The following is a 22,653-nucleotide window of genomic DNA, read 5'->3' on the forward strand; positions in this document are numbered from 1 at the left end:
TGAAAATAATTGTTATATTGAATGAGAATATTAATGGTTTCTCTTGTTTGTAAAATTTTTTTCCATGTGGAAAAAGATAGCCGGATGACTGCTGAAAAGATTAGCGCAGAAATTGGGCTATCACCTGCAGCAGTTCAAAAGCGGTTGAAGAAGCTAAAGGATAACGGTGTTATCAGAGCAGAAGTGGCACTGCTTGATCCTAAAAAAATGGGTCATCCAATGACTGTGATTGCGGAAATAAGTCTTGAGCGTGAAAACCTGAATGTACTTGATGGTTTCAAAAAGCGTATGCGACAGGCAGAAGAAGTTCAGCAGTGTTATTATACAACCGGTGAGGCCGATTTTATTTTGGTTCTATTGGTACGGGATATTCAACACTATGAGCAATTTACCCGTGAATATTTCTTTGGTAATACGGCAGTCAGTAAATTTAAAACAAATATTGTGATGGATTCCGTTAAGGTAGGGATGTCTATACCAATACACACAAGTTAAAGTAAATAATAAGTATTTGTTTGGCTTTATAGATCTTAACTTCTGAATGCGAAAAATTCATTACTTGGTTTATATCTCAGCAAACTTGAATTCTCAAAAATCTATAAGATACCAGTTCCTCTAAACTCTCATAGCCAACCATCTAAATGATTCTTTAAGAATTTTTGCATATTATAGTATGTAGTGTGGTCATTAAGGCGAACGGTCTCGGCGAGAAAATACTGGCAGAGGGCCGACGAGCAAGACTCAAAAAGTACTAGGAGGGCCTGAAAGGCGATGGAAATCTCTAAATTATTTGATATTCGAATATCTAAAAAGCTTCCGATTTTATTTATAATTATCTCTGCGGTTTCTGTTGTTTCTGTGGGCGTGTTTAGTGTTTTCAATACGTCAGCAAGTCTTATGCATCAGGAAGAACAAACCTTAGTGGCGCTAACGGAAGCCCGGAATTCAGCATTGCTGGATTATGTGAAGTCGATAGAAGAAGACATTCAGATTACTGCGGGAAATGGATATGTTCAGGATGCGATGTCAAGCCTTGCACTGGGTTTTCAAGATGAAAAGAGCCGACATGGCGACCCGCTGAAATCTTTACATGGTGTCTATATTAATGATCCAACAGCTGAAGCAACGAACGCGGGGGGTAACCCCGAGAAAAAAGGCGAGAAGCATTTATATAACGGCCCAGAAATAGAAGGTTCTTACCATTCAGGTCACCGTAGTTTTCACCCATGGTTCCGACAAATGCTAGAAGGTCGAGGGTACTACGATATTTTCCTTATCGATGTTGAAGGCAACGTTGTCTATACGGTTTTCAAAGAACTTGATTACGCAACAAATCTTAATAACGGAAAGTATAAAGATTCCGGTTTGGCGCAGGCTTTTAAAGGTGCAATGAAAGACGGGAAAGCTGGATCAATCAACTTTATCGACTTTGCGGCTTATGCACCGAGTTATGGTGCTCCGGCCAGTTTTATGTCGACACCAATTATTTCAGCAAAGGGTCTTGAGGGTGTTTTGGTTTTCCAAATGCCTATTGATCGTATTAATGGTGTTCTACAACAGCAAGCGGGTATGGGTGAAAGTGGCGAGACCTATATTGTGGGTTCGGATTACCTGATGCGTAGTGATTCCAGATTTGCAGAAGAATCAACAATATTGAAGACTGAGGTGAAAACCGAGACAGTTACCAAAGCCCTGAAGGGCGAAACGGGTATAGCAATTGTCCCTGATTATCGGGGTATAAATGTTTTATCTGCTTATCAACCACTTGATCTTCACGGCGTTCGCTGGGCTTTGATGGCTGAGATTGACGAGGAAGAAGTTCTCGTACCATCGCATACAGCTGGTTTTTATATTCTTATGATTGGTGTGGGTGTTCTTGTACTGGTTGCGCTTCTGGGGTGGTATTTTGCGCGCTCTATTAGTAACCCTATTCGCCAATCTACGTCAGAAATGCTGATGCTAGCTAATGGTGATAAATCCTTTGAAGTATCTGGTGTGGGGCGTGCTGACGAAATTGGCGATATGGCTTCAGCACTGCAAACTTTCCAACAGAATGCGATCAAACAAGATGAAATGGTCCAAAAAGAGCAAGAGATGGTGGCATTGCGTGAGGAGAGAACCAAACGAATAGAAGAGCTGGTGGCGCAGTTTGAAGCAGATAGTAATCAGATTCTAACGGGTGTGAGTGCTGCGGCGTCTCAGATGAACACAACTTCTGGTGAGATGTCTTCTGTTGCTCAGGATACAGCGGTTCGTTCAAATACTGTGGCTGCTGCTGCGGAAGAAGCATCAGTGAATGTGCAGACCGTTGCGGCTGCGGCTGAAGAACTAAGTTGTTCCATCGAAGAAATCAATCGTCAGGTTGGTGAATCAAGTAAGATTGCCAGTGATGCTGTTTCCAAGGCAGATGCAAATATTGCAACGATTAAGGGCTTGGAAGAAGCTTCGAACCGTATTGGTGAAGTTGTTGGCCTCATTTCTGATATTGCAGAGCAAACCAACCTCTTGGCGTTGAATGCAACAATCGAAGCGGCAAGAGCAGGCGAGGCTGGTAAGGGGTTTGCCGTTGTTGCGAGCGAAGTGAAGAACCTTGCTAATCAAACGGCGAAGGCCACAGAGGATATCAGTGGCCAGGTAGATGAAATGCAAAGCGTTACAAAAACAGCTGTTGTTGCGATTGAAGCAATTGGGAAAACGATTGAATCAATGAATGAGATCTCAGTCTCTATTTCTACGGCTATTGACGAACAAGGTACCGCGACACAGGAGATATCACGTAATGTGCAAGAAGCTTCGGCAGGTACAGCCGAGGTTACGTCGAATATGCAGGGCGTAAGCGAAGCTTCAACACAGACCGGAAATTCTTCTCAGCAAGTATTAGAAGCGTCAGAAGGTCTGGCGCGACAAGCTAATGATATGCGTAAAAGCGTAGAGGCGTTTATTCAGGGCATCAGGGCTGCTTAGAGAGATAGGCCTTTAGCAAGAGCAAGGTCAATCCTTAAGCAATTCTTCGAAGGCGGCAGGCGTAAAACCCGTCCATGCCGCCTTCGTCATGTCTGTGACATGGCAGGCATCTAAGATCACCGTCATTAGTCAGTAAAATTTGCAACCAATCAGCACTACCAAGCTCTTCGGGCTTGACGGGGACACGCTCGAAGCTAGTGCCATTCTTCTTGAGAAAACGCTCTATCTGGTATTGCCCTTCTTCAGGCTCAAGCGAACAGGTGGCATAAACAAGTGTACCGCCCGTCTTAATCATTTTGGCACAATTCTCAAGCAACTCACGTTGCAATTCAGCTAATGTTTCGATGTCTTCAGAGCGTTTAATTCGACCCAATTCAGGATGTTTTCGCAAAGTGCCTGTCGCAGAGCAAGGAGCATCAAGAAGGAGAGCGTCAAACTCTTCATTTGGTCGCCATGTTGTCGCATCGGCTTGAATGACTTCTGCGTCCAATTGAAGGCGTTCGAGGTTTTCATGAACCCGAGTTAGACGTTTAGCTGAAGAATCGATAGCCGTTACCTCTGCGCCAGCAGTGATGAGTTCGGCTGTTTTTCCACCAGGTGCGGCACAAATATCGCCGACCTTTTTACCTTTTACTGATCCGAGTAACAAAACAGGAAGGCTTGCAGCAAAATCCTGAACCCACCAATGTCCTTCTGCGTAACCTTCAAGGAAGACAGGATCGCCCGTACCAGCGGGTAAACGGATAGAGTTGCCGGACGTAACAATGCCACCGAGCTTTTCAGCCCATTCATCTGGAGAGTCTTTTACGGTCAAATCCAATGGTGCTTCAGCAAGGTGACTGAGTGAAATCGCCTTGGCTGTTTCTTCACCATAGGTTTCGGCCCATTTTTTCCAAAGCCAGTTTGGCAAATTGTCCTGACTTTCGTCCATCTTGGCCAACATATCTTTGCCTTCGCGGGCAAGGCGGCGCAAAACAGCGTTCATGACGGGTTTATTGCCACTGAGTTTCGGTCCTCTGGCAAGGTCAAGGCTGGTGCTGACGGCTGCATGGGGTGGTGTGTCGAGATACAGCAATTGGACGGCGCCTAAACGTATAATATCACGGACGTCAGCCATTTTAGCAGGCAAGCGTCGCTTCATGCAGGCGTTGATAGCTTTATCAATCTGGCCTAGGCGACGCATTAGTGTGGAAATCAACAAACGGGCAAAAGCTCTATCGCGTCGTTCCATGCTTTCAAAATCAGCCTTGTTATTGTTCAGGGCTTCATCAAGGGTTTTCTGTTCCCGCATGATGTCTTTCAAAAGATTCAGAACGAGCTTCCTGGGGTTAACAGGTCGACCACTTTTGGGCCTGTTACCTGTTTTGTTTTTTGATCCAGCAGCTTTGTCGTGTTTGTTGTGTTTTTCAGTCATGGGCTAGGGTTTACCATGAAAATAGTGGGAAGAAAGAGCTATTTTTGCGCAGGTGCTATGTTCTTGATGAAATATTGATAACAATACAGGTAAGCTGTTGTTTGAAAAAGGCGCGACAAGTTGCGTTATATCTTTTGGCTCGAAGGCTTGGCATTATCATCGTGACATGCCATATGAGTAGTTATGACAAGATCTTTTACGACACATACGCCTAATCAAAAAACTCGGAAGAATCATTTCCCGGCACCGGGTGATGTCACTTCTGGTGCGAAACGAAGGAAGGTTACGCCTGATGACCTTGATAAGGCCATGGAGGCGCGTCTTCAACGTGAAAAACAGCTGATGGAAGGCTTGGATAAAAAGCCTGAAATTGGAGGGCCAAGTGGGCCAGAGCCAACGCGCTATGGTGATTGGGAGCGTAAAGGTATCTGTGTTGATTTTTAAATCATTTTCATCTGTATCATTTCTAATTCTTTAAAGTCGGAGTACCCAATAGTTATGGAGCTTCTTAGCCCTTATCGTCGGCGCATTGATGATCTTGATGATCAGATTATGGAGCTTTTTTCTCAGCGTTTCGAGATTATTCGTGAAGTGGCAGAATTAAAAAACGAGCACAATATTCCAGCTGTACTGCAAGACCGGGTTGATGAAGTCCGGGAGAGAAATGCGAATACGGGTGTGGATAAAGGCTTAGATGCGGACTTTGTTCGCAAGCTCTATACGTTGATTATTGATGAATCGTGCGATCTGGAAGATCGTTTGATGGGCAATAAAAAGTAGTTATCTCTCAGCTTGGTCTGGTTCTTAAGCCAAATCTTTTAAGTGGGCGTAAATTTACCAAAGCAACGCCAACCACCGTCATGGTCATGCCAATCAAGGCTGTGGATCTAAAGGTTTCATCATAAAGAACCCATGCCATGAGGGCTGCGGTAGGAGGCACAAGAAAGAACATGCTTGATACCTTTGAGGCCGCCCCTTTGCGGATCAAAATATAGAGCAGGCTTATCGCCCCGACAGATAGCACCACAACCAACCAGAACATGGCAAAGATCATTTCTCCGGTCCAGTTTATGGTCATGCTTTCAGTCGTATAAGCGATTATGCCCGTGGGAATTGAGGCCGCTGTATATTGAATAACCGCCCCAGTCCGTAAGTCCATCTCGCCACAAAAGCGTTTTTGATAAACGGTCCCAATTGATATACCAAACAGGGCAAGAACGGCGATGCTGACCCCCAATGGTGTGCCGAGGCCATTTTCAAGTTTTGCCCAGACGACCAGAATTACTCCGCTGACCCCTAGGAAAAGACCAATCCATTGTCTGAGTGTAATTTTCTCTTTCAAGAAAACACCAGCTGCAAAAGCTACTAAAAGCGGTTGAATTCCTACAATTAATGCCGCAACACCAGCCTGTAGGCCCAATTCAATAGATGCAAAAACACCCCCTAGATAGATTGCATGTAACAGTACGCCAGCCACCGCAATATGGACAGCTTGCATCAGACTCTTTGGCCATTTTGCTTTCCAGATCAATGAAATAAGCAGAAGCAACCCCACTGCGATTAAGAACCGCGTGGTCAAAAGTGTCATTGTTTCTGCGTAGGGGAGGGCCATTTTGGCGAAAACAAAGCCTGTTGACCAAATCAAAACAAAGGTACAGGGCGCAAGTATAGCGAGGAGGTACGAATTTTCTTGCGGTGTTTTGGTCATAAGGCTCAGCTTTGTATCGGATAGATAAACTCTCATAGCAAAGATCACTGTGTTCTGCAGTATTGATATTGTCAGGGTTCAATTTGTCGGGGTGCAAGCCATGATGTTTTCCTGAAAGCTTGATAAATGGCTCTAATAATTTAAAAATAATGTTATCATTTTTAAGAGCCAATTGTTGAGGTTAATGATGGTTGGAAAACCAACAAATACTCCTTTGTTAGACGTGGTTTTGGATAAAACCAGTAACGAATCTCTTCAGCATCAGCTGTTCTCACAATTGAGGGAAATGGTGTTGAATGGTCGTTTGCAACCAGGAGAAAGACTGCCTTCTACCCGGTCTTTGGCAAAGGAATTGGCTTGTTCTCGCAACACGGTTTTGGGCGCTTTTGACCAGCTGCTTGCCGAAGGGTATCTGGAAGGGTTGAGTGGCTCTGGTACCTATATTTCAAATGAATTACCGGATGACACCGGTCTGGCATCTGCAAAGTCGTCTTCTTATAGCCAGGCGGCATCGGATGCCAGCCAGCGAGGGCTTTCCAAACGCGGAGAGCAACTGGCGATTATGCAAAAAGAGAAGCGAGCGCATAAAAACCATCCAGCATTTTCACCGGGCATGACGGACGTTGAATCCTTTCCTTTTCCACTTTGGGCACGATCTCTTTCCCGCACTTGGCGTTATCCAAAGGATGATCTGCTCAGGAATCCAGACCCTTGTGGGTATATTCCACTTCGTAAAGAGATCGCTGATTATTTACGTGTTGCTCGGGGAATAAAGTGTGACTGGCAGCAGATTATGATTACGTCTGGGGCTCGACAGGCAACTGATTTCATGGCGCGTATTCTTTTGGATTCAGGGGATGCAGCCTGGTTTGAAGAGCCTGGATATCCGGGTCTAAAGGGGCCCTTGCATTCTGCGGGTATAGAGATGGCTTTTGTTCCTGTTGATGACGAAGGTCTTTCCGTTCAAACTGGTCGATCTATGGCTGAAAATGCCCGAATGGCGGTTGTCTCGCCATCGCATCAGTATCCATTGGGTGTGGTGATGTCTTTAAGGAGACGCCTTGAATTGCTTGACTGGGCTGAAGAGAACGACGCATGGATATTGGAAGATGATTACGAGAGTGAGTTCAGATTTTCAGGCAAACCGATTTCTTCTTTGCAGGGGTTAGAAGCGGAAAGAAGAGGGCATACGCAAGGGGCGTCCCGCGTTGTTTATCTGGGATCTTTTTCCAAAGTTCTGTTTCATGTTTTACGTTTGGGATACCTCGTCGTGCCTGAGCATCTCGTCGATGCTGTTCGATCTGCGCGGATGTTGATGGATGAACGCTCTTCTCTGTTAGCTCAACCCGCGTTAGCCGATTTTATGGCGGAAGGACATTTTTCTTCGCATATCAGGCGTATGCGGAAAGTTTATGCGCAACGACAGAAAATGCTTGTTCAAGGAATAGAGAAATATTTATCTGATTATCTGGAAATAAATCCGAACATCGCGGGGTTACATATCACCGCTTATTTTACAGATACAGTAAGTGAGAAGACGACGGATCGTGAAATTGTTGCCGAAGCAGACAAGATGAATCTTTCGGCATCACCTTTATCTCTATTTTATAATAATAAAACCACTGCCAGGCAGGGTCTTCTATTGGGGTATGGAGCATGTCATCAGAATCAGATTGAATCCGGCTGTAAAAGGCTTGCAGCTGTTTTCAAAAAGATGACGGATTAAATGGGACGAATAAGACCCGAATTATAAGGGGATCAATAGCCTTGGCCTCTCCTTTTCTTTTTATATTTACCGCTGTACATATGAGTGTCGATTATGTGTACAGATTAATTTCAGGACCAATAAATGGTTATTTTGGCCCTATTGATGGTGGAACAGAATGAAACCCTTATGTGATTTTCCGCAAGCTGTAAAAAACCAGATTCGTTATGTCCTGACAGATATAGACGATACGGTAACGACAGATGGCCTGCTTAGTGCTGAGAGTTACGTTGCTTTGGAGAGTTTGAGCAAGGCGGGGTTCAAGGTTATTCCGATTACAGGGCGTCCCGCAGGGTGGTGTGATCATTTTGCCCGTATGTGGCCAGTTGATGCCATCGTTGGGGAAAATGGCGCATTTTACTTTCGCTATGAACATCATGCCAAAAAAATGACTTGCCGCTTTTGGAAAAATGCAGAAGAGCGTGCAAATGATCGCACGCGCATCAATCAGTTGCGTCAGTCGATACCCCTAGAGGTACCGGGGGCTGGAATCGCATCAGATCAAGATTATCGGGTTGCGGACCTTGCCGTGGACTTTTGTGAAGACGTCATTCCGCTTGGTCAGGAATCAATCGACAGGATTGTCTCGCTGTTTGAAGAAGCGGGTGCCAAGGCAAAGGTGAGTTCTATTCACGTGAACGGCTGGTTTGGTGACTATGACAAACTATCCATGACTGAGGTTCTGTTCCGTGAAGTGTATGGTTCGGAGTTGAATCAGGTTTTGGATCAGGTTGTTTTTTCCGGTGATTCGCCGAACGACGCACCGATGTTCGCGCGTTTTCCACATTCCGTCGGCGTTGCAAATGTGAAGGATTTCGCAGATCGGATTCCCCATGAACCAACGTGGGTCACCAAAGAGCGGAGTGGCAAGGGGTTCGTTGAGCTTGCGAGCATGCTGTTGAGGTGATGTCTGAATTTGATCTTGATCTGCGCGCACTTGATATTTTTGTCACTGTTGTTGAAACGGGGGGCATGACAGCCGCTTCTCAACACAAGGATATTTCTCAATCTGCGGTTTCTCAGGCAGTGAGCGCTCTTGAGAAAAAAATGGCGGTGCAGTTGATGGATCGCTCGGTGCGTCCCCCGGCACTAACCCCTGCAGGACGAACGCTGTTTGAGCGGGCAAAGTCGTTACTGGATACCGCTCGTGAAACATCCTTTCTTGTCAGGGCCTATCAGCAAAGATCTCTGCCGAGGTTGAATGTGGGAATGGTTGATTCCTTTGGCACGACGGTTGGACCGCATCTGGTCAGCGGCCTGATGGATGAAGCTGTGGAGTGGTCCGTTTGGTCCGGCCTGACAAAACTTCACTTCAAACGCCTCTTTACCCGCGAAGTTGATGTGGTGATAACCGAAGGCAGTATTCCGGCCGACGAACGCATTATTTCGCACCGCTTGTTGCAAGAACCATTTGTTCTGGCGTTACCCGCCACTTATGGCAAGCCAGTGGAAAGCTTGAGTCAGTTGAATCAGGATCTGCCATTGGTGCGGTACAGCTCTCGATCCTTAACCGGAATTAATATCGAAAACCATTTGCGTTCGCTTGATATTATTGCACGGCGGCGGTTTGAGTTCGACACGGCAGATACGACTTTGGCAATGGTTGCCGTGGGCATCGGTTGGGCGATCACCACGCCGCTGTGCCTGTTGCAGGCGAAGACTCATCTAAGCAATATACGCTGTGAACCGCTTCCCGGCCCTGCTTTTTCCCGCAGCTTGATGCTGGCGACACGCCGTCATGAACTTGAATCGCTGCAAAAGATGATAAGCGATATATCTCGCGATACTCTTACACAAAGATGCATGCCGGAGATCGCGGCATTCGCCCCGTGGGTAACGGATAAGATTGAAATCGGCGAAGACTAACAAGGCCAAAATTATCAAATAGTGATCGGGCTGTTTTTGCTGTGAGCTAGAAAGTTCTTAGTTGGCTTCCCGCATGGACTTAATATAGCCAAGGGCATAATCAATACCGGACCATGCTGTCACAGCCGTTGCGATTGCCAATAGCCAGAAAGATACCTGAACCGTATCCATATATTGGCTGAAAAATCCGCTAAGCGCGTAGAGGCCAACTGTCCAAACTTGTGCGCAGGCCTGAACGATGGCTTTGATTTTGCCGCTTGATCTTGCGGCCATGGTAAAGCCCTGTTGCTGGGCAAAGATTCGCAAGTAAGAAACAACGATGTCGCGTGTGATGATGATGGCAACAAACCAGACTGGAATCCAGCCGATCCCCAAGAAGCCGATAAAGACCATGGCGCGATAGAGGCTGTCACTCATGGGGTCAATGATCATGCCCAGTTTGGTGACCTGTCCATAGCGACGGGCGATATGGCCGTCTGCCATGTCTGAAATCTCTGCAATCATCATGACGACGATAGCCGCAAGTAAATATGATTGTGTTCCCTGTAGGAGAAGATAAATGACGATAAAACCTGCGCCACTTCTAAACACACTAAGCCAATTGGGAAGATTCATGCTGTTGCTGCCCTTTGCATGAGATAGTTTCAAGGTCCTTTGGTTTCCGCTATCTCGTGAAAGGCGGATTTTTGTCCGTGGACTATAGGTGATTTTGGTTTATAACAGTCGCTAAGAGCGGTCACAAGGACGATAAAAAAAGATCGCCAAAAAAACGGAAACAAAGGGCGTTTGTAAAAGACTAAATGAGATTCTGGTTTAAGAAGAAAATTCACGCCCGAAATAAGAAGGAAACTATTGCTAGTTTGCTTCGTCTTCTCTATTTCCGTCTCGCAATTCCTGTTTTACGATCTGTTGACCAACCTGAAACCGTTGCCCGTGGTGTCATGATGGGCTTGGCCCTTGGGATGACACCGACAGTCGGTATCCAGCTTTATAGTGTTTTTATTGCCTGGTGGCTTTGTCGGTATGTTTTTAAGTGGCAATTCAGTTTGATTATTGCCATGGCATGGTCCTGGCTTTCTAATCCGGTCACCATGATCCCGCTTTATTATCTGTACTATATTACGGGCCGGTTAATACTGTTGGATTTTGACGGCGAGAAGAATTTTAAAGATTTTTCAAGGATGATGAGTGAACATCTGACGCTTGAGGGCGGCATTTGGGAAACGGTTGTAGAGGTTACCCACTTTATGCTGGAGCAGGTCGGAACTTCAATTCTGGTTGGGTTTATACCTTATAGCGTCGGTCTTGGTGCCTTGGGGTACTGGCTGTCTTTTAAATTAGCCACACGTTACGCCGAAGCGCGAAAGAAACGGCTCGCCGGATCTAGAGATAAACTTAAAAATCCTGATTTAGAAAACTAAACTTTCTAAAACATGTACCCAGAAATGAATAAACCGATAAGGGCGAATGGGGTTTGGTTTCGCTGACTTATCGGCTTATTCAGGTAACTATGTGTGCTTGGTTAACAAGCTGGCTGATTAAGAAGCCAGTTGATTAAGAAGCTGGTGCAATGTTGGTAACCAGATTTTTGCCTTCTTTTTCATCATAAGTCAGGACAACTTCTGTACCTGGCTCCAGACCTTCAACAGTCAGACCGTCGATGAGCTCCATAACTGTACCGTTTTCAAGAACGATTGTGTTTGTTGCCGGGTCCGCTGTCATAACGCGGCCTGTCATTTCAGCTGCACTTGCGATGGATGCAGATGCGATAAGACCAAGAGCGATAACACTAGAAATTAATTTTTTCATTGTCTGTTCCTTTGTTGACAAATTGATTGCGTCGATGAGCAAAAGTTACGTTCTCATCGGGCATTTGAGAAGGAACAAGAAGAGGGCAAAGTTGGGTGCATCTTTTAAACATTCCTGTGTCAGAAAAAAGGTAAGTGTCTGAAATATGGCAGCTATTGGATGTTGTGGTCATGATCTCTTTCGAAAAGTGGCAAAGGAGTGACATTTTGTTTATAGGTTGTCATAATCAAGTCACTTTTATTTTGCAAGTTAGTGAGGTGTTCGATCAAAAACATAATTAATGGAGATAAAAATGACTGAAATTATCGAAGGCGGATGTTTGTGTGGGCAGGTTCGATATCAGACGAGTTGTATAAAACCGCTTTTTAAAGTGAATTGTCATTGTCGCGATTGCCAAAAATTGAGTGGGAGTCCCTATGTTGCTGTGATGGGCGTGCCGGAAACCAGCTTTTCTGTCACCGGAGACTTAAATTGCTTTGAGCATCAGGGCGGAAGTGGTGGTTTAATGAAAAGCTATTGCTGTTCGAAATGTAACAGCCGAATCTACGGGACGCCGGAAATTGCCAAAGGGATGGTTTTGATTGTCGCGATGAGCCTGGATAATCCTGAACTTTATTCGGCTGATGCAGATATGTTTGTTAAACAGGCTGTATCCTGGGATATGATGGACAGTGAAATTCCAAAGTTTGATGGCAGCATGTTTCGACGAGGGGGATAAAAATGAGCACTGACTTTCCCGGTTTTCCCAAAGCGGGGTTTGAGTTTCTCGATGATCTAAAAGAAAACAACACCCGGGATTGGTTCGCCGAAAACAAAGCGCGATACCGGGAAACGTTGCAAGATCATCTGCTGGATTTTATTCAGGCAATGGTCGAGCCCCTTGCTGAAATTACCCCTCATTTCGTGGCAGATGCCCGTCGCAATGGCGGGTCGATGTTCAGAATCCACCGTGATGTCAGATTTTCGAAAGACAAACGTCCCTATAAAGAGCATGCGGCGTGTCATTTCCGTCATTCATTGGGGCGGGATGCACACGCACCGGGTTTTTATGTCCATCTGGCAACGGATGAAGTGCTCTATGGTGGCGGAATCTGGATGCCACCAAGTGATGCGCTTTATATGATCAGGCGGGCAATCGCTGATCGCCCAAAAGAATGGGAAAAGGTTTTATCAGATCCAAAAATACGCGATGTTTTCGGTGAAATCGGTGGCGATGGACTTAAGCGCCCCCCAAAAGGTTTTTCAGCAGATGAGCCACATATCAAAGACCTTAAGCGAAAAACCTTTTTTCTCATGCATCGGACAACACCCAAAGCAGCTCAAAGTCCCGAGTTTTTAAACGAGGTGGTTGAAGGGTTTAAAACAGCAGCGCCACTGATGAAATTTCTGTGTAAGGCCGTTGACGTTCCTTTTTAAACGTATCAATCAGAATGCTTAGGTGTAACGAACTGTAATCATCCATCTCAAACCACAATAAATTGTGACTAATAAATCAGATCATGATTTATAGCTGTTTAGTGCCATTAGCGTACACTTCATCTTCAAATCAGATAAGGTTACGCTATAGAAATCTGGAACCCTAAACACTTACAAGATCGAGGACACGCTCTACCATAATATTAAAAGCCAATTTGCATCTCTTCTTTCTTAAACCAGCTTTCTTGTAAAGCCGTATTATATACAGCTTGAGGATCTTCAGAGTATGCCACAATTGCTAAACTTTCTTCAGCCCTGCTGCAAGTAACATAAAATAATCGTCTTGCCCGTAGTTGAGCTGTATCATTCCCTTCTCGTTCATTCTGTTTATCCCTACCAGTTAGGGGAGCGACACCAAATAACTTATCATATTTAAACATAAAGCCTCGAGCTTCAGTATCATCGATAATGACCATTACTCTTGGAAATTCTCTCCCTTTTACGCCTTGATGCGTATCAAATGGAGAGGATTGATTTATATAGTCAGTGTAGGGCTGAATTTGAGAGAATGGTGTTGATAGGAATTCGCTTAAGGCGCTTAACTTAATGTCTTGATCGTCCTCATCATCTTCAACTTTGGCAGCTTTATGCTCTTCAACACTTCTTTGTATTATTGGGATAAATCTATTTGGAATATCAAATAGCCCACTTTGAGTAACAGTTTGCAATACCTCTAAAAAACTTGGGTCATTGTTGTTTTCCCAAAGTGAGTATAATTCATTAACAGCCTTATTAGCTTTTTTGATTTGAATAGTTTGGTCTTTACTAATTCTCTTCAAAACTCGCTTATCTAAAAGAGGGGATTTCTCTCGGATAATGGAGGCGACAGCATGTTTGTTTTCTTCTTTTAAGGCTGTAACTAATGGTAAAATAAGGTTTGCAAATAATCTTAATTCAGGCATTGATCCATCTAGTAATCCTGTTCTGAATTTATCGACTTTATATAGAGGTTCGAACATTAGCTCAAAGCCCATCCGCCCTGCGGCCATGTGATGTTCTAATATTAAGGTTTTGACATCTTGAGGAGCCCCATACCAGCCGTGATCATTTGTAGCATTGGCCATGGACTTACGAATAGTCGTCTCGGCATCTTTTTTGTTTTCAGTATCGTTTGGTAAAATAAATAATCGAACTAAACCCTCCCCTCTATCGTTTCTGGGAGTCTGTTCTTGGCCATCTACATTGGCTCTGATCTTGTTGATTAATTCGACTAGTCTACTCGCGCTTCGGTGGTTCATTTGTTTTGCTGGAGAGGCCCAGTTTGAGGGTAAGTTTTGCCCTAACTTATCTTTTCCATCTGAGTATATTCTTTGCATCATATCCCCGAGTAAGCCCAGCGCAAAGCAATCTGAATTATGCCGCTGGACTTCGAATAAGGCATCCATGAAGTGTTTATTGGTATCTTGACTCTCATCAACTAATAAAAGAGGAAAACTGGTGACTAGCAATTTTTGCATAGTTGTTTTGTGAGTTAAGAAACCAGAGCAAATTTTAATAACTTCACTGTGGCTTAATGAATCTCGCTCTACATTGTCTCCTGTAGGGTTATAAATGAATTTTTTTATTTCAGGGAGAGTTGTCAGCCTTTTAGTCTTTAATTCAATTTTCCTTGCTCTATCTATTGAGGCCTGACCAGCTCGCCCTTTTTCTTGCTTTTTCTCCAGTTCTTGAATTTCACTTTTTAAGCTGGTTTCGAGCCAGTTTTTAATATCTTTCGTGAACCCTGCAATTAAAGACCAAGCGAAGCTATGGATTGTTGAGACGTGAAAAGCGGTGTCAAATTCAAGCCTCCTCCTAATTTCATCACGAGCGGCATTTGTATAGGTGATTACTCCGACCTTTTGGCCGTTTAACTTTAATTGGCGCCCATATCGTTCTTTAATTCTACCGAGTGCATGAATTAGTGAGCGTGTTTTTCCTGATCCAGCACCAGCAAATAGAAAGAAACTTTTGGGATTGGTTAAGCTCAAGTATTCAGCTATTTCATCATCGATAGGGTCATCGAGTGTATTTGAATTTACTAATGCATCCTGGTTCATTATGCGGCGCTTTCCTTAGATGCGGCTAATGCCTCAGAAGGTCTTTCGGCTAGTTCTTTCTGCAGCCACTCGAGCCCTTCTTGTATGTATGAGGGTACATTAAAATTATCAGGAAGTTCATATAGGAGGTCTAAAGCAAATTTAGCTTTATCACTTGTCCCTTTAAGTTCAAGGAATAGAGCATTGCTAAGTTGAACAACATCTTTATGGGTTTCGATATGGGTCTTAAATTTTTTTATTAGGCCAGTACCTTCAAGCCCTTTAAAGATATTTATGTTTTCTAAAACAAGCGAATCTTCAAATGTGTAGGGCAAAGCCTCTTCTTCCTTGCCGTTAATGGAAACTTTAACTGGGGATTGATATGCAGATCGGAGGGTATAAAATGCGGTTTCGTCTCTAATTTCTTTATCAGTAATCTTTAAGTCTAAAAGATCATCTATGGCTTCCTTCTTAGGTAGCCAACCTTTTAAAGTTGTATTATCAGTTATTTGTTGTGCGGCTCGCTTTGGAGGTTCTGACTTTTTTGTATCTTTGTTTATTGAATCTAGATCGGTAACAATTAAAGATGTAAGGCCAAGGTGTTCAATTAATGGGCGCAACGTGTGTGCATAACTGCCGCCGATTTCAAGTAGAGTTATATAACTTTGACTTAGCTTCGGATAGAATTTTTCAATGAAAAATGGCACGAGCATTCGTTCTGCTGGTCCTTCCACCAGTATGGCCGCGTCAGCAAAAAACAAATCAGAGTGTGTTGTTTTTAAATACCGCATAACAAATCGCTCAGTTTTGTCTTCTTTGCCAAATACCTGAGACAAATTAATAACATTAGTCGTCGGTACAGCACCTTTGTTAGTTGCTGGAAAGCGTCTAAAGTAGCGTAAAGCTTCGAAGCTGCACTCGTGAGCGATGTGACTAGAGTGCGTTGAGACAACTAGTTGTGTGGTTAATTTTTTATTGTCCTTTAAATCTGGGTGATTTCTTAATATGTCATGAGCAACTCGGATGAAAACTTGCTGCACTTGAACATGCAAATGGGCTTCTGGTTCTTCTATAATCACTAAATGAAGGGGGGCGATGTTATCTTCATGTACCTTTTTCTCTGCTTTTCCAACACGCATCCAGTTGTCTCGAAAAGCCATTAATCTAAAGACCATAGATATAAGATTTTGATAACCTAACCCATTATATTGCTCGGGAAGTCGGAGAGGAGAAGAAGTACCTTCACCACTTCCTAAGGTTTCTATTTCATATTGTAGTGCTGCTGGATGGTTTAACCCCTCTATTGGGCGAAGCTCAGTTGCTATTACGACTTTTGGATTGGCAACTCCCGGGTAACCCAGTTTTTCTAGTTCTTCGACGGGCACTTTGAAGTCTTGTCTTAACTGCTTGTCAAATAAAGCTTGGGCATTCGCTGTCGCTTGAAGAACCTTAACATCATGTGGCTCGGGGAATTCTAAGGGGTCTAAGTGACTAGCATAGTATCCTCTCAATTGTTCAGAGAGTTTATATCTACCCACGTTGTCTTTTGTGTTGGAAGAATCATCATAATGACTACTTCCTTGTGCGTCAGAAAAACCCCTTTGAGCATTAATTTCATGGATTTTCAGTAAGCGATCAAAAGGTGGTTGATCTATTGGCTCGGTTTCTTCAGGAAGATTTTGAAGTTGTGCTCCTGTTGAGTTATCTGGTGATGTTAATTTTTCTGGATCAAGCGTATAGGCATTTATTGTAAAATGGCTGTGCATTCTCTTTTTCAAGTAATCAATCATTGAGCCAGGCCACAAGCTTAAGGTGTAGTCTTCTTCTTTATGTGCTTCTTTTGCTGCTTGTAGTGTCTCTTCGGCATGTTTTCGAGCTTTTATATACTCCGAATAGAGTTCTTCAATATCTGCGGGCTCATAACGGAGTCTGACTCCTAGTTTTCCTTCCTCCCAATCCAAGCTGGGCAATAAATGGCTAACGTGGTGAATTTCATTTTTTTCAACCGCAAGCCATAAGTCCAAAATGGGGATTTCTTCCTTCCATTCTTTTTTGGATGGAGAAAACTCTTCACCGCTTTCCAGTGCCTTCTCCCAGCTTTCACCAATTTTGTTGATTTTTTCCCAGTTAGATAGTGTGAGGTCATTCGTTGAGAAGCGTTTATGGTTGATTAAAAAATGGCCTAATGCGTCCATTGCGGTGGTTTTTCCACTATTGTTCGCGCCGACAAAGATTGTTTTTTGTTCAGAAAAATCAATTCTCACAGATTTGAGTTTTCTGAAGTTTTGTATTTCAACGAATGCAATTTTCATCGATTTTTCTCTATCCAACTTTTGTATATTGGAATATCCGCTTTGGGGTGGTTGCGGAAGTTCGGTAACAATTCAAACATTATATAAAATTGATTGATGCACAACCTTTGGTGTTATTTTGCTTGTAAATTAATCGGTTGTTTTCTTGATGCTGTAGTAGTTCCAAAAACCCGATAAGTGCGGTTTGAAGCTCTGATGATTGCAGTTCGTTAAAGCTAGTTGATCAATCGGGAGATTCGGTCTTGGAAGTCTCTTTCTTCAACGCATCCAATGGTACCTCGGTGCCCTCAATATATTCCAGCCCCCAGGTTGTCACTTCGCGCATGAGCGGGCGGAGACCCTGTCCCTTTTGAGTGAGGTGATATTCATACCGTGGTGGATTATCCTGATAGGATGTTTTCTCAATAATACCCGATTGCTCGAGGCGCTTGAGACGATCAGCAAGAATATTTGTCGATATTTTTTCTGGAGAACTCAAAAACTCTTTGTATTGGCTTTTGCCAAAAAACATCAGATCGCGAATGATGAGAAGGGTCCAGCGATCACCCAGAATTTCCAGTGTTTGGGAAATAGGACAAGTTGATCGCATTGGTCGCTTTCTGACTAGAGTAAGATGGCAATTTTAATCGCTGTTAAGAGAGAAAAATCACCTCATAGATAGTCTATCATTTTATTGGGTTCAAAATAAAAACAATATCCTCGCCGACAGTGCCAAAAGAAAATCGTCGTGCGTCTTTTTGTTTCTTGATTGCCCGGATCAGGAGAGAGATAAGGAAAGCCTAATCTAAAGGGAGTTTAAGATGTACCTTGTGGCAGATGCAGGTGGCCCCATTGGACGCGCGGTAACAGAACAGTTGGTTGGACAAGGGCAATTGGTTCGGGTTTTAACTGCGGATGCTGCTTGTCGCGATTTATGGCGTGGTCGTGGGGTTGAGGTAAATGAAGGTGACCCCAAACATGCAGCCAGTTGGGCAAAGGCACTTTCCGGCGTGCAGACACTCATTGTTATCTTACCGCCCTTTTTAAGTGAAGAGGGTTTGTTGGGCGCTGTGGATGACTATCGATCTGCCTTGATGGATGCGCTTTCTTCCAGTGGTTCTGATTTTCGGGCTGATCATGCGCGAGAGATAAAAATTGTGCTGTTATCAGCTATGGGCGCAGAAAAAAAACTTGGTTGGGCGAATACGCTTGGGCAGTTGGAAAGCGATCTCAAAGACATTTGTGAAGACCTGACGATCATTCGGACTGCTTTTATAATGGAAAATCTGGCATCCGGGATGGCGATGGCCAAACACCATTCTGTTCTTCCCAGCTTTTTTAGTGAGAAGCAAAGCTATGCGATGGTGGCACGAAACGATCTTGTCAACATTCTGGTATCGGCGGCCCTTGATCCGCTGGCTGGGTATAGTCTGTTAGAGCTGCATGGGCCAGAAGCCTATAGTCTGGACGATATCGTTGAAGCCGGACGTAATGTTCTGAATAAACATATCGCATCTCTGTCACTGCCCGAAGATGACTGGCTCCAGATCATGATGGATCAGGGGATAGACGAAAGTGCTGCTGTGTTGTGGCGTGATTATTATAAGCAGATGAATCTGGGAAATATTACAAGCGATCCAAAGGCAACTCCGATTGCCGGGGAAAGCAAGCTTTCGGATGCTCTGTTTCAGGTTTGGAAAGTGATGCGCCAAAAAGAACGCGCGGCAATCGACCCGGATAAGAAGATATATGAAGGCTTGGTGTAGAAAGATCTGAGAAACAGCACAGTGCACCATTAATGAGGCGCACCGCCCTAGAGTTTGTGTTTATGGTGGTTTGCAGCTTGTTATTGGGGAAAGCTTATCAGGCCTGATTCTTGATGGGGCGTCAAAACATCTATCTTCAGACTGCTCATATCAATGAGAGGGACAAGGTCTTGCAAAGACTGTTTGTTTGCCATCAAATCGTTTGATTTATGGGCGTCTTCTTTGGTGTCCCAATAGTAAATATCCATCCATAGACCATCATCATCTTTTGAGAGGGACTGATACCTAAATCCGGGTAGTTTTTCGAGGTCGGGAACCATTGCCTGAACGGCATCAATCATCTGTTTATCCGTCACGTTTGGTGCCGCTTTCCAGCTCACAATCTCAACAACATACATCGTCTTGTCCTTTTGGTTCGTATAAATGACGAGGCATCATATTGCTTAAATAAATGAGAACAATTACCATAATTGATAAGTGTTTATTCTCATTTTGGAACGAATATGGATTCATTTCAGCGTGCCTTGATTTTTAAAACCGTTGTGGAAAATCATACGATGGCAGCGGCGGCACGTATTATGAACGTCAGCCCGTCGGTTATCAGCAAACGGATCGCAGAACTGGAATCAGCGATGGGGGTGCAGCTATTAAGACGAACCACTCGCCGGATAACCTTAACCGAGGCTGGAAGCAATTTTTATCATCGTATGGTTTCTCTGCATGGTCAGTGGCAGACACTGTTGGATGAAACGCAGGATCTGGGGCAGAATCCGCGTGGCCGTCTTACGCTCGCGGCACCTTCGCCCCTATTGAATAGGGTCTTGTTACCGGTTCTGGGGTCTTTTTTAAGTAAAAACCCTGACATTGATATCGAATTTAAATCTGCTGCTTACGGGACGTTGCCTTTAGCCGGCGTTGATCTCTCGCTGGCGCGGCGGATTGATGATTTTGATTCCATGGCCTATGTGGGGCAACGGCTTTGTCGCTATTATAATCAACTTTTTGCCAGCTCGGATTATCTGGCTCAAAGCAAGCCTTTGTCTGATAGCGATGACCTGAGATCACACGCATGTTTATTGTATGGTGAAAACACAAAGGCGACGACTTGGCATTTTCATTGTGGGGATAATACAGATGTCACCAGTGAGGCTAGTGTTGATGTTTCTGGGCGGCTTTCCAGTAACAATACAGAAGCTTTGATTGCTGCGGCTTGTCAGGGGCAGGGTATTGTCTATATTCCGGAACTGATTATTCAAGACGAGATTGAAAGGGGTGATCTGGTTCCGGTGCTGCCACATTTAAAAAGCAAAACCTTTGAAATGTGGTTCTACTATCAAAAGCTTGATTTTGTGCCTTTGAAACTACGTGTGTTACTTGATTTCTTGAAGCAGCAATGGAAAGAACCAGCTTGATTGGGACGGTCTAAAACAAAAAAGGCAGCTCCTGCGAAGCTGCCTTTCTGATAAAACGAAGAATGGTTTATTTATTCATTCTGTTTTCAATAAGTTCGTCAACGACAGAGGGATCTGCCAAGGTAGAAGTATCCCCTAAGCTGCCATAGTCGTTTTCTGCAATTTTGCGTAAGATACGACGCATAATTTTACCGGAACGTGTTTTTGGTAATCCCGGTGCCCATTGCAGCATATCCGGTGTGGCAATTGGGCCAATTTCTTTCCTTACCCAAACGACAAGTTCTTTGCGAAGTTCATCGCTTGGTTCTTCACCTGCATTTAATGTGACGTAAGCGTAGATGCCTTGTCCTTTAATGTCGTGTGGATAGCCGACCACAGCAGATTCGGCGACCTTTGCATGAGCAACAAGCGCGGATTCGACTTCTGCAGTTCCCATGCGGTGACCAGAAACGTTGATGACATCATCAACACGTCCCGTAATCCAGTAATAACCATCTTCATCACGGCGGCAACCATCGCCTGTGAAATAAAGACCATCGTAAGTAGAGAAATAGGTCTGTACAAACCGCTCGTGATCACCATAAAGCGTCCGCATCTGCCCGGGCCATGAGTCAGAAATACAAAGATTTCCCTCGCCAGCCCCTTCGATTACTTTACCGTCATTATCGACGAGCAAAGGTTTTACGCCAAAGAATGGTCTTGTCGCAGAGCCAGGTTTAAGCGGTGTCGCGCCCGGCAATGGGGTAATAAGAATACCACCAGTTTCAGTCTGCCACCATGTATCAACAATCTGACAGCGACCTTCACCAACAACCTGATGATACCACATCCACGCTTCAGGGTTGATTGGCTCACCAACTGTTCCAAGAAGACGGATTGTTGATCTAGATGTTCTTTTGACGGCTTCAAGACCTTCGCGCATCAGCGCACGAATAGCGGTTGGTGCAGTATAGAAAATATTGACCTTATGTTTATCACATACTTCCCAAAACCGGGATGCTGTCGGATAGTTTGGAACGCCTTCGAATACAAGCGTTGTTGCACCATTGGTCAGAGGTCCATACACGATGTAACTGTGACCAGTAATCCAGCCAACATCGGCAGTACACCAATAAACATCACCGTCATGATAATCAAAGACGTACTTGTGTGTCATTGACGCATAGACAAGATAGCCACCAGTTGTATGAAGAACACCTTTTGGGTTGCCAGTAGAACCAGATGTGAAAAGAATGAAAAGCGGATCTTCGGCCTTCATTTCTTCGGCGGGGCATTCTTTGTCAGCTGCGGCGCAGGCTTCATCCCACCAAACATCACGTTTGTCGTCCCATTTAATGTCGCCACCCGTGCGTTTCACGACAAAAACGGTATCGACATCAGGGCAGGATTCCAGCGCTTTATCTGTGTTGGCTTTGAGAGGTACTTTACGCCCGCCACGAAGACCTTCGTCAGCGGTGATCACACAGTTGGATTCACAGCCTTGAATACGACCAGCCAGGGCATCTGGTGAGAAGCCGCCAAAAACAACGGAGTGAACCGCGCCAATTCTGGCGCAAGCCAGCATGGCATAGGTGGCTTCGGGAATCATCGGCATGTAAATAGTGACGCGGTCACCTTTTTTCACGCCACGGGCCTTCATGGCATTGGCAAAGCGGCTTACGTTATCGTGAAGCTGCCCGTAAGTAATGTACTCATGTTCGCTGGGATCATCGCCTTCCCAGATAATTGCCGTGTCATCTTTTTTTGTCGGTAGGTGGCGATCAATTGCGTTGTAGCAGACGTTTGTTGTGCCATCTTCGTACCAGCGAATATGCACATCGCCGGGGCCGTAATTTACGTCTTTTACTTTGGTAAAGGGTTTAAACCAGTGAATGCGTTTACCATGTTCAGCCCAAAATGCTTCGGGGTCTTCGATGGATTGCTGGTACATTTCAAGGTAACGGGGTTCATCTACCCATGCTTTTTGGGCGAGGTCTTCCGGTACGGGAAAAACAGTGGCGTCCGACATCTTTCGGTCTCCCTATATTCTTATTTATTGTTGCGCTGCTTTATTTTTATCAGCGGTTTTTTGTTCGGAGGGATTATTTACGGAATTTCCTGATTTCTCAAGGGTAATTTGGAAATAATCGATAAGCTATTGTCATGTTAATGAAAATTATATTGC

Annotated in this window: 21 protein-coding genes; 12 read left to right on the forward strand and 9 right to left on the reverse strand. The window is 44.4% G+C overall.

Annotated elements, in window-relative coordinates; all coding sequences use genetic code 11:
* The first annotated feature begins 33 nt into the window (after positions 1-33).
* A complete protein-coding gene (locus ACN0W5_RS15215) occupies positions 34-495 on the forward strand; it encodes an Lrp/AsnC family transcriptional regulator (protein WP_417454944.1) in 462 nt (153 codons plus the stop codon).
* A gap of 276 nt (positions 496-771) precedes the next feature.
* Positions 772-2,964, forward strand: a complete 2,193-nt coding sequence (locus ACN0W5_RS15220) for a methyl-accepting chemotaxis protein (protein WP_417454945.1) — start codon at positions 772-774, stop codon at positions 2,962-2,964.
* Between the two features lie 34 nt (positions 2,965-2,998).
* Here the strand turns inward: ACN0W5_RS15220 and ACN0W5_RS15225 are convergent, their stop codons facing one another.
* A complete protein-coding gene (locus ACN0W5_RS15225) occupies positions 2,999-4,378 on the reverse strand; it encodes an RsmB/NOP family class I SAM-dependent RNA methyltransferase (protein WP_417454946.1) in 1,380 nt (459 codons plus the stop codon).
* Between the two features lie 183 nt (positions 4,379-4,561).
* On the opposite strand from ACN0W5_RS15225, the gene ACN0W5_RS15230 reads away from it, so the two are divergent.
* Positions 4,562-4,822 (forward strand): DUF1674 domain-containing protein, encoded by a 261-nt coding sequence (locus ACN0W5_RS15230; protein WP_417430721.1) that lies wholly within the window; start codon positions 4,562-4,564, stop codon positions 4,820-4,822.
* Positions 4,823-4,876: 54 nt separating this feature from the next.
* Positions 4,877-5,158 carry a chorismate mutase gene (locus tag ACN0W5_RS15235; RefSeq protein WP_417454947.1) on the forward strand — a complete coding sequence of 94 codons (282 nt, stop codon included), beginning with the start codon at positions 4,877-4,879 and terminating at the stop codon, positions 5,156-5,158.
* A 7-nt stretch (positions 5,159-5,165) separates the two neighbouring features.
* Here ACN0W5_RS15235 and ACN0W5_RS15240 read toward each other — a convergent pair whose 3' ends face one another.
* A complete protein-coding gene (locus ACN0W5_RS15240) occupies positions 5,166-6,086 on the reverse strand; it encodes a DMT family transporter (protein ID WP_417454948.1) in 921 nt (306 codons plus the stop codon).
* Between the two features lie 184 nt (positions 6,087-6,270).
* On the opposite strand from ACN0W5_RS15240, the gene ACN0W5_RS15245 reads away from it, so the two are divergent.
* The 3 genes from ACN0W5_RS15245 to ACN0W5_RS15255 all read left to right on the forward strand — a co-directional run bounded on the left by ACN0W5_RS15245 (position 6,271) and on the right by ACN0W5_RS15255 (position 9,717).
* Positions 6,271-7,812, forward strand: a complete 1,542-nt coding sequence (locus tag ACN0W5_RS15245) for a PLP-dependent aminotransferase family protein (RefSeq protein WP_417455090.1) — start codon at positions 6,271-6,273, stop codon at positions 7,810-7,812.
* 157 nt (positions 7,813-7,969) lie between these two features.
* Entirely contained in the window at positions 7,970-8,758 is a 789-nt protein-coding gene (locus ACN0W5_RS15250) for an HAD-IIB family hydrolase (RefSeq protein WP_417454949.1), read from the forward strand.
* Positions 8,758-9,717: a LysR family transcriptional regulator gene (locus ACN0W5_RS15255; protein WP_417454950.1), complete on the forward strand. Its 960-nt coding sequence runs from the start codon at positions 8,758-8,760 to the stop codon at positions 9,715-9,717. The genes ACN0W5_RS15250 and ACN0W5_RS15255 overlap by 1 nt, the downstream gene beginning before the upstream one ends.
* A 57-nt stretch (positions 9,718-9,774) precedes the next feature.
* On the opposite strand, the gene pgsA is transcribed toward ACN0W5_RS15255, so the two are convergent.
* Positions 9,775-10,332, reverse strand: a complete 558-nt coding sequence (gene pgsA / locus ACN0W5_RS15260) for a CDP-diacylglycerol--glycerol-3-phosphate 3-phosphatidyltransferase (protein WP_417430709.1) — start codon at positions 10,330-10,332, stop codon at positions 9,775-9,777.
* A 185-nt stretch (positions 10,333-10,517) separates the two neighbouring features.
* Between pgsA and ACN0W5_RS15265 the strand changes: the two genes are divergently transcribed.
* Positions 10,518-11,138, forward strand: a complete 621-nt coding sequence (locus tag ACN0W5_RS15265) for a DUF2062 domain-containing protein (protein WP_417454951.1) — start codon at positions 10,518-10,520, stop codon at positions 11,136-11,138.
* Between the two features lie 133 nt (positions 11,139-11,271).
* On the opposite strand, the gene ACN0W5_RS15270 is transcribed toward ACN0W5_RS15265, so the two are convergent.
* A complete protein-coding gene (locus tag ACN0W5_RS15270) occupies positions 11,272-11,526 on the reverse strand; it encodes a DUF1344 domain-containing protein (RefSeq protein ID WP_299380656.1) in 255 nt (84 codons plus the stop codon).
* A gap of 292 nt (positions 11,527-11,818) precedes the next feature.
* Here ACN0W5_RS15270 and ACN0W5_RS15275 point away from each other — a divergent pair, with 292 nt between their 5' ends.
* Positions 11,819-12,244 carry a GFA family protein gene (locus ACN0W5_RS15275; RefSeq protein WP_417454952.1) on the forward strand — a complete coding sequence of 142 codons (426 nt, stop codon included), beginning with the start codon at positions 11,819-11,821 and terminating at the stop codon, positions 12,242-12,244.
* Positions 12,245-12,246: 2 nt separating this feature from the next.
* Positions 12,247-12,942, forward strand: coding sequence for a DUF2461 domain-containing protein (locus tag ACN0W5_RS15280; RefSeq protein WP_417454953.1), 696 nt, complete (start codon positions 12,247-12,249; stop codon positions 12,940-12,942).
* Between the two features lie 203 nt (positions 12,943-13,145).
* Here ACN0W5_RS15280 and ACN0W5_RS15285 read toward each other — a convergent pair whose 3' ends face one another.
* From ACN0W5_RS15285 to ACN0W5_RS15295, 3 genes are all read right to left on the reverse strand, one after another.
* Positions 13,146-15,041, reverse strand: a complete 1,896-nt coding sequence (locus tag ACN0W5_RS15285; protein WP_417454954.1) for a UvrD-helicase domain-containing protein — start codon at positions 15,039-15,041, stop codon at positions 13,146-13,148.
* On the reverse strand, positions 15,041-17,332 hold the full coding sequence (locus ACN0W5_RS15290) for an AAA family ATPase (RefSeq protein ID WP_417454955.1): 2,292 nt from the start codon (positions 17,330-17,332) through the stop codon (positions 15,041-15,043). The genes ACN0W5_RS15285 and ACN0W5_RS15290 overlap by 1 nt, the downstream gene beginning before the upstream one ends.
* Before the next feature lie 223 nt (positions 17,333-17,555).
* Entirely contained in the window at positions 17,556-17,921 is a 366-nt protein-coding gene (locus ACN0W5_RS15295) for a winged helix-turn-helix transcriptional regulator (RefSeq protein ID WP_417454956.1), read from the reverse strand.
* A 211-nt stretch (positions 17,922-18,132) separates the two neighbouring features.
* On the opposite strand from ACN0W5_RS15295, the gene ACN0W5_RS15300 reads away from it, so the two are divergent.
* Complete coding sequence (locus ACN0W5_RS15300; RefSeq protein ID WP_417454957.1) at positions 18,133-19,077, forward strand: SDR family oxidoreductase; 945 nt, start codon at positions 18,133-18,135, stop codon at positions 19,075-19,077.
* 80 nt (positions 19,078-19,157) lie between these two features.
* On the opposite strand, the gene ACN0W5_RS15305 is transcribed toward ACN0W5_RS15300, so the two are convergent.
* Positions 19,158-19,475: an antibiotic biosynthesis monooxygenase family protein gene (locus ACN0W5_RS15305; RefSeq protein WP_417454958.1), complete on the reverse strand. Its 318-nt coding sequence runs from the start codon at positions 19,473-19,475 to the stop codon at positions 19,158-19,160.
* A gap of 105 nt (positions 19,476-19,580) precedes the next feature.
* On the opposite strand from ACN0W5_RS15305, the gene ACN0W5_RS15310 reads away from it, so the two are divergent.
* Positions 19,581-20,489, forward strand: coding sequence for a LysR family transcriptional regulator (locus tag ACN0W5_RS15310; protein ID WP_417454959.1), 909 nt, complete (start codon positions 19,581-19,583; stop codon positions 20,487-20,489).
* A gap of 67 nt (positions 20,490-20,556) precedes the next feature.
* Here the strand turns inward: ACN0W5_RS15310 and acs are convergent, their stop codons facing one another.
* Entirely contained in the window at positions 20,557-22,497 is a 1,941-nt protein-coding gene (gene acs, locus ACN0W5_RS15315; RefSeq protein ID WP_417454960.1) for an acetate--CoA ligase, read from the reverse strand.
* Positions 22,498-22,653 lie beyond the last annotated feature (156 nt).

Origin of the sequence: Kiloniella sp., from assembly GCF_048270245.1 — a bacterium.
Classification (GTDB): Bacteria; Pseudomonadota; Alphaproteobacteria; order Kiloniellales; family Kiloniellaceae; genus Kiloniella.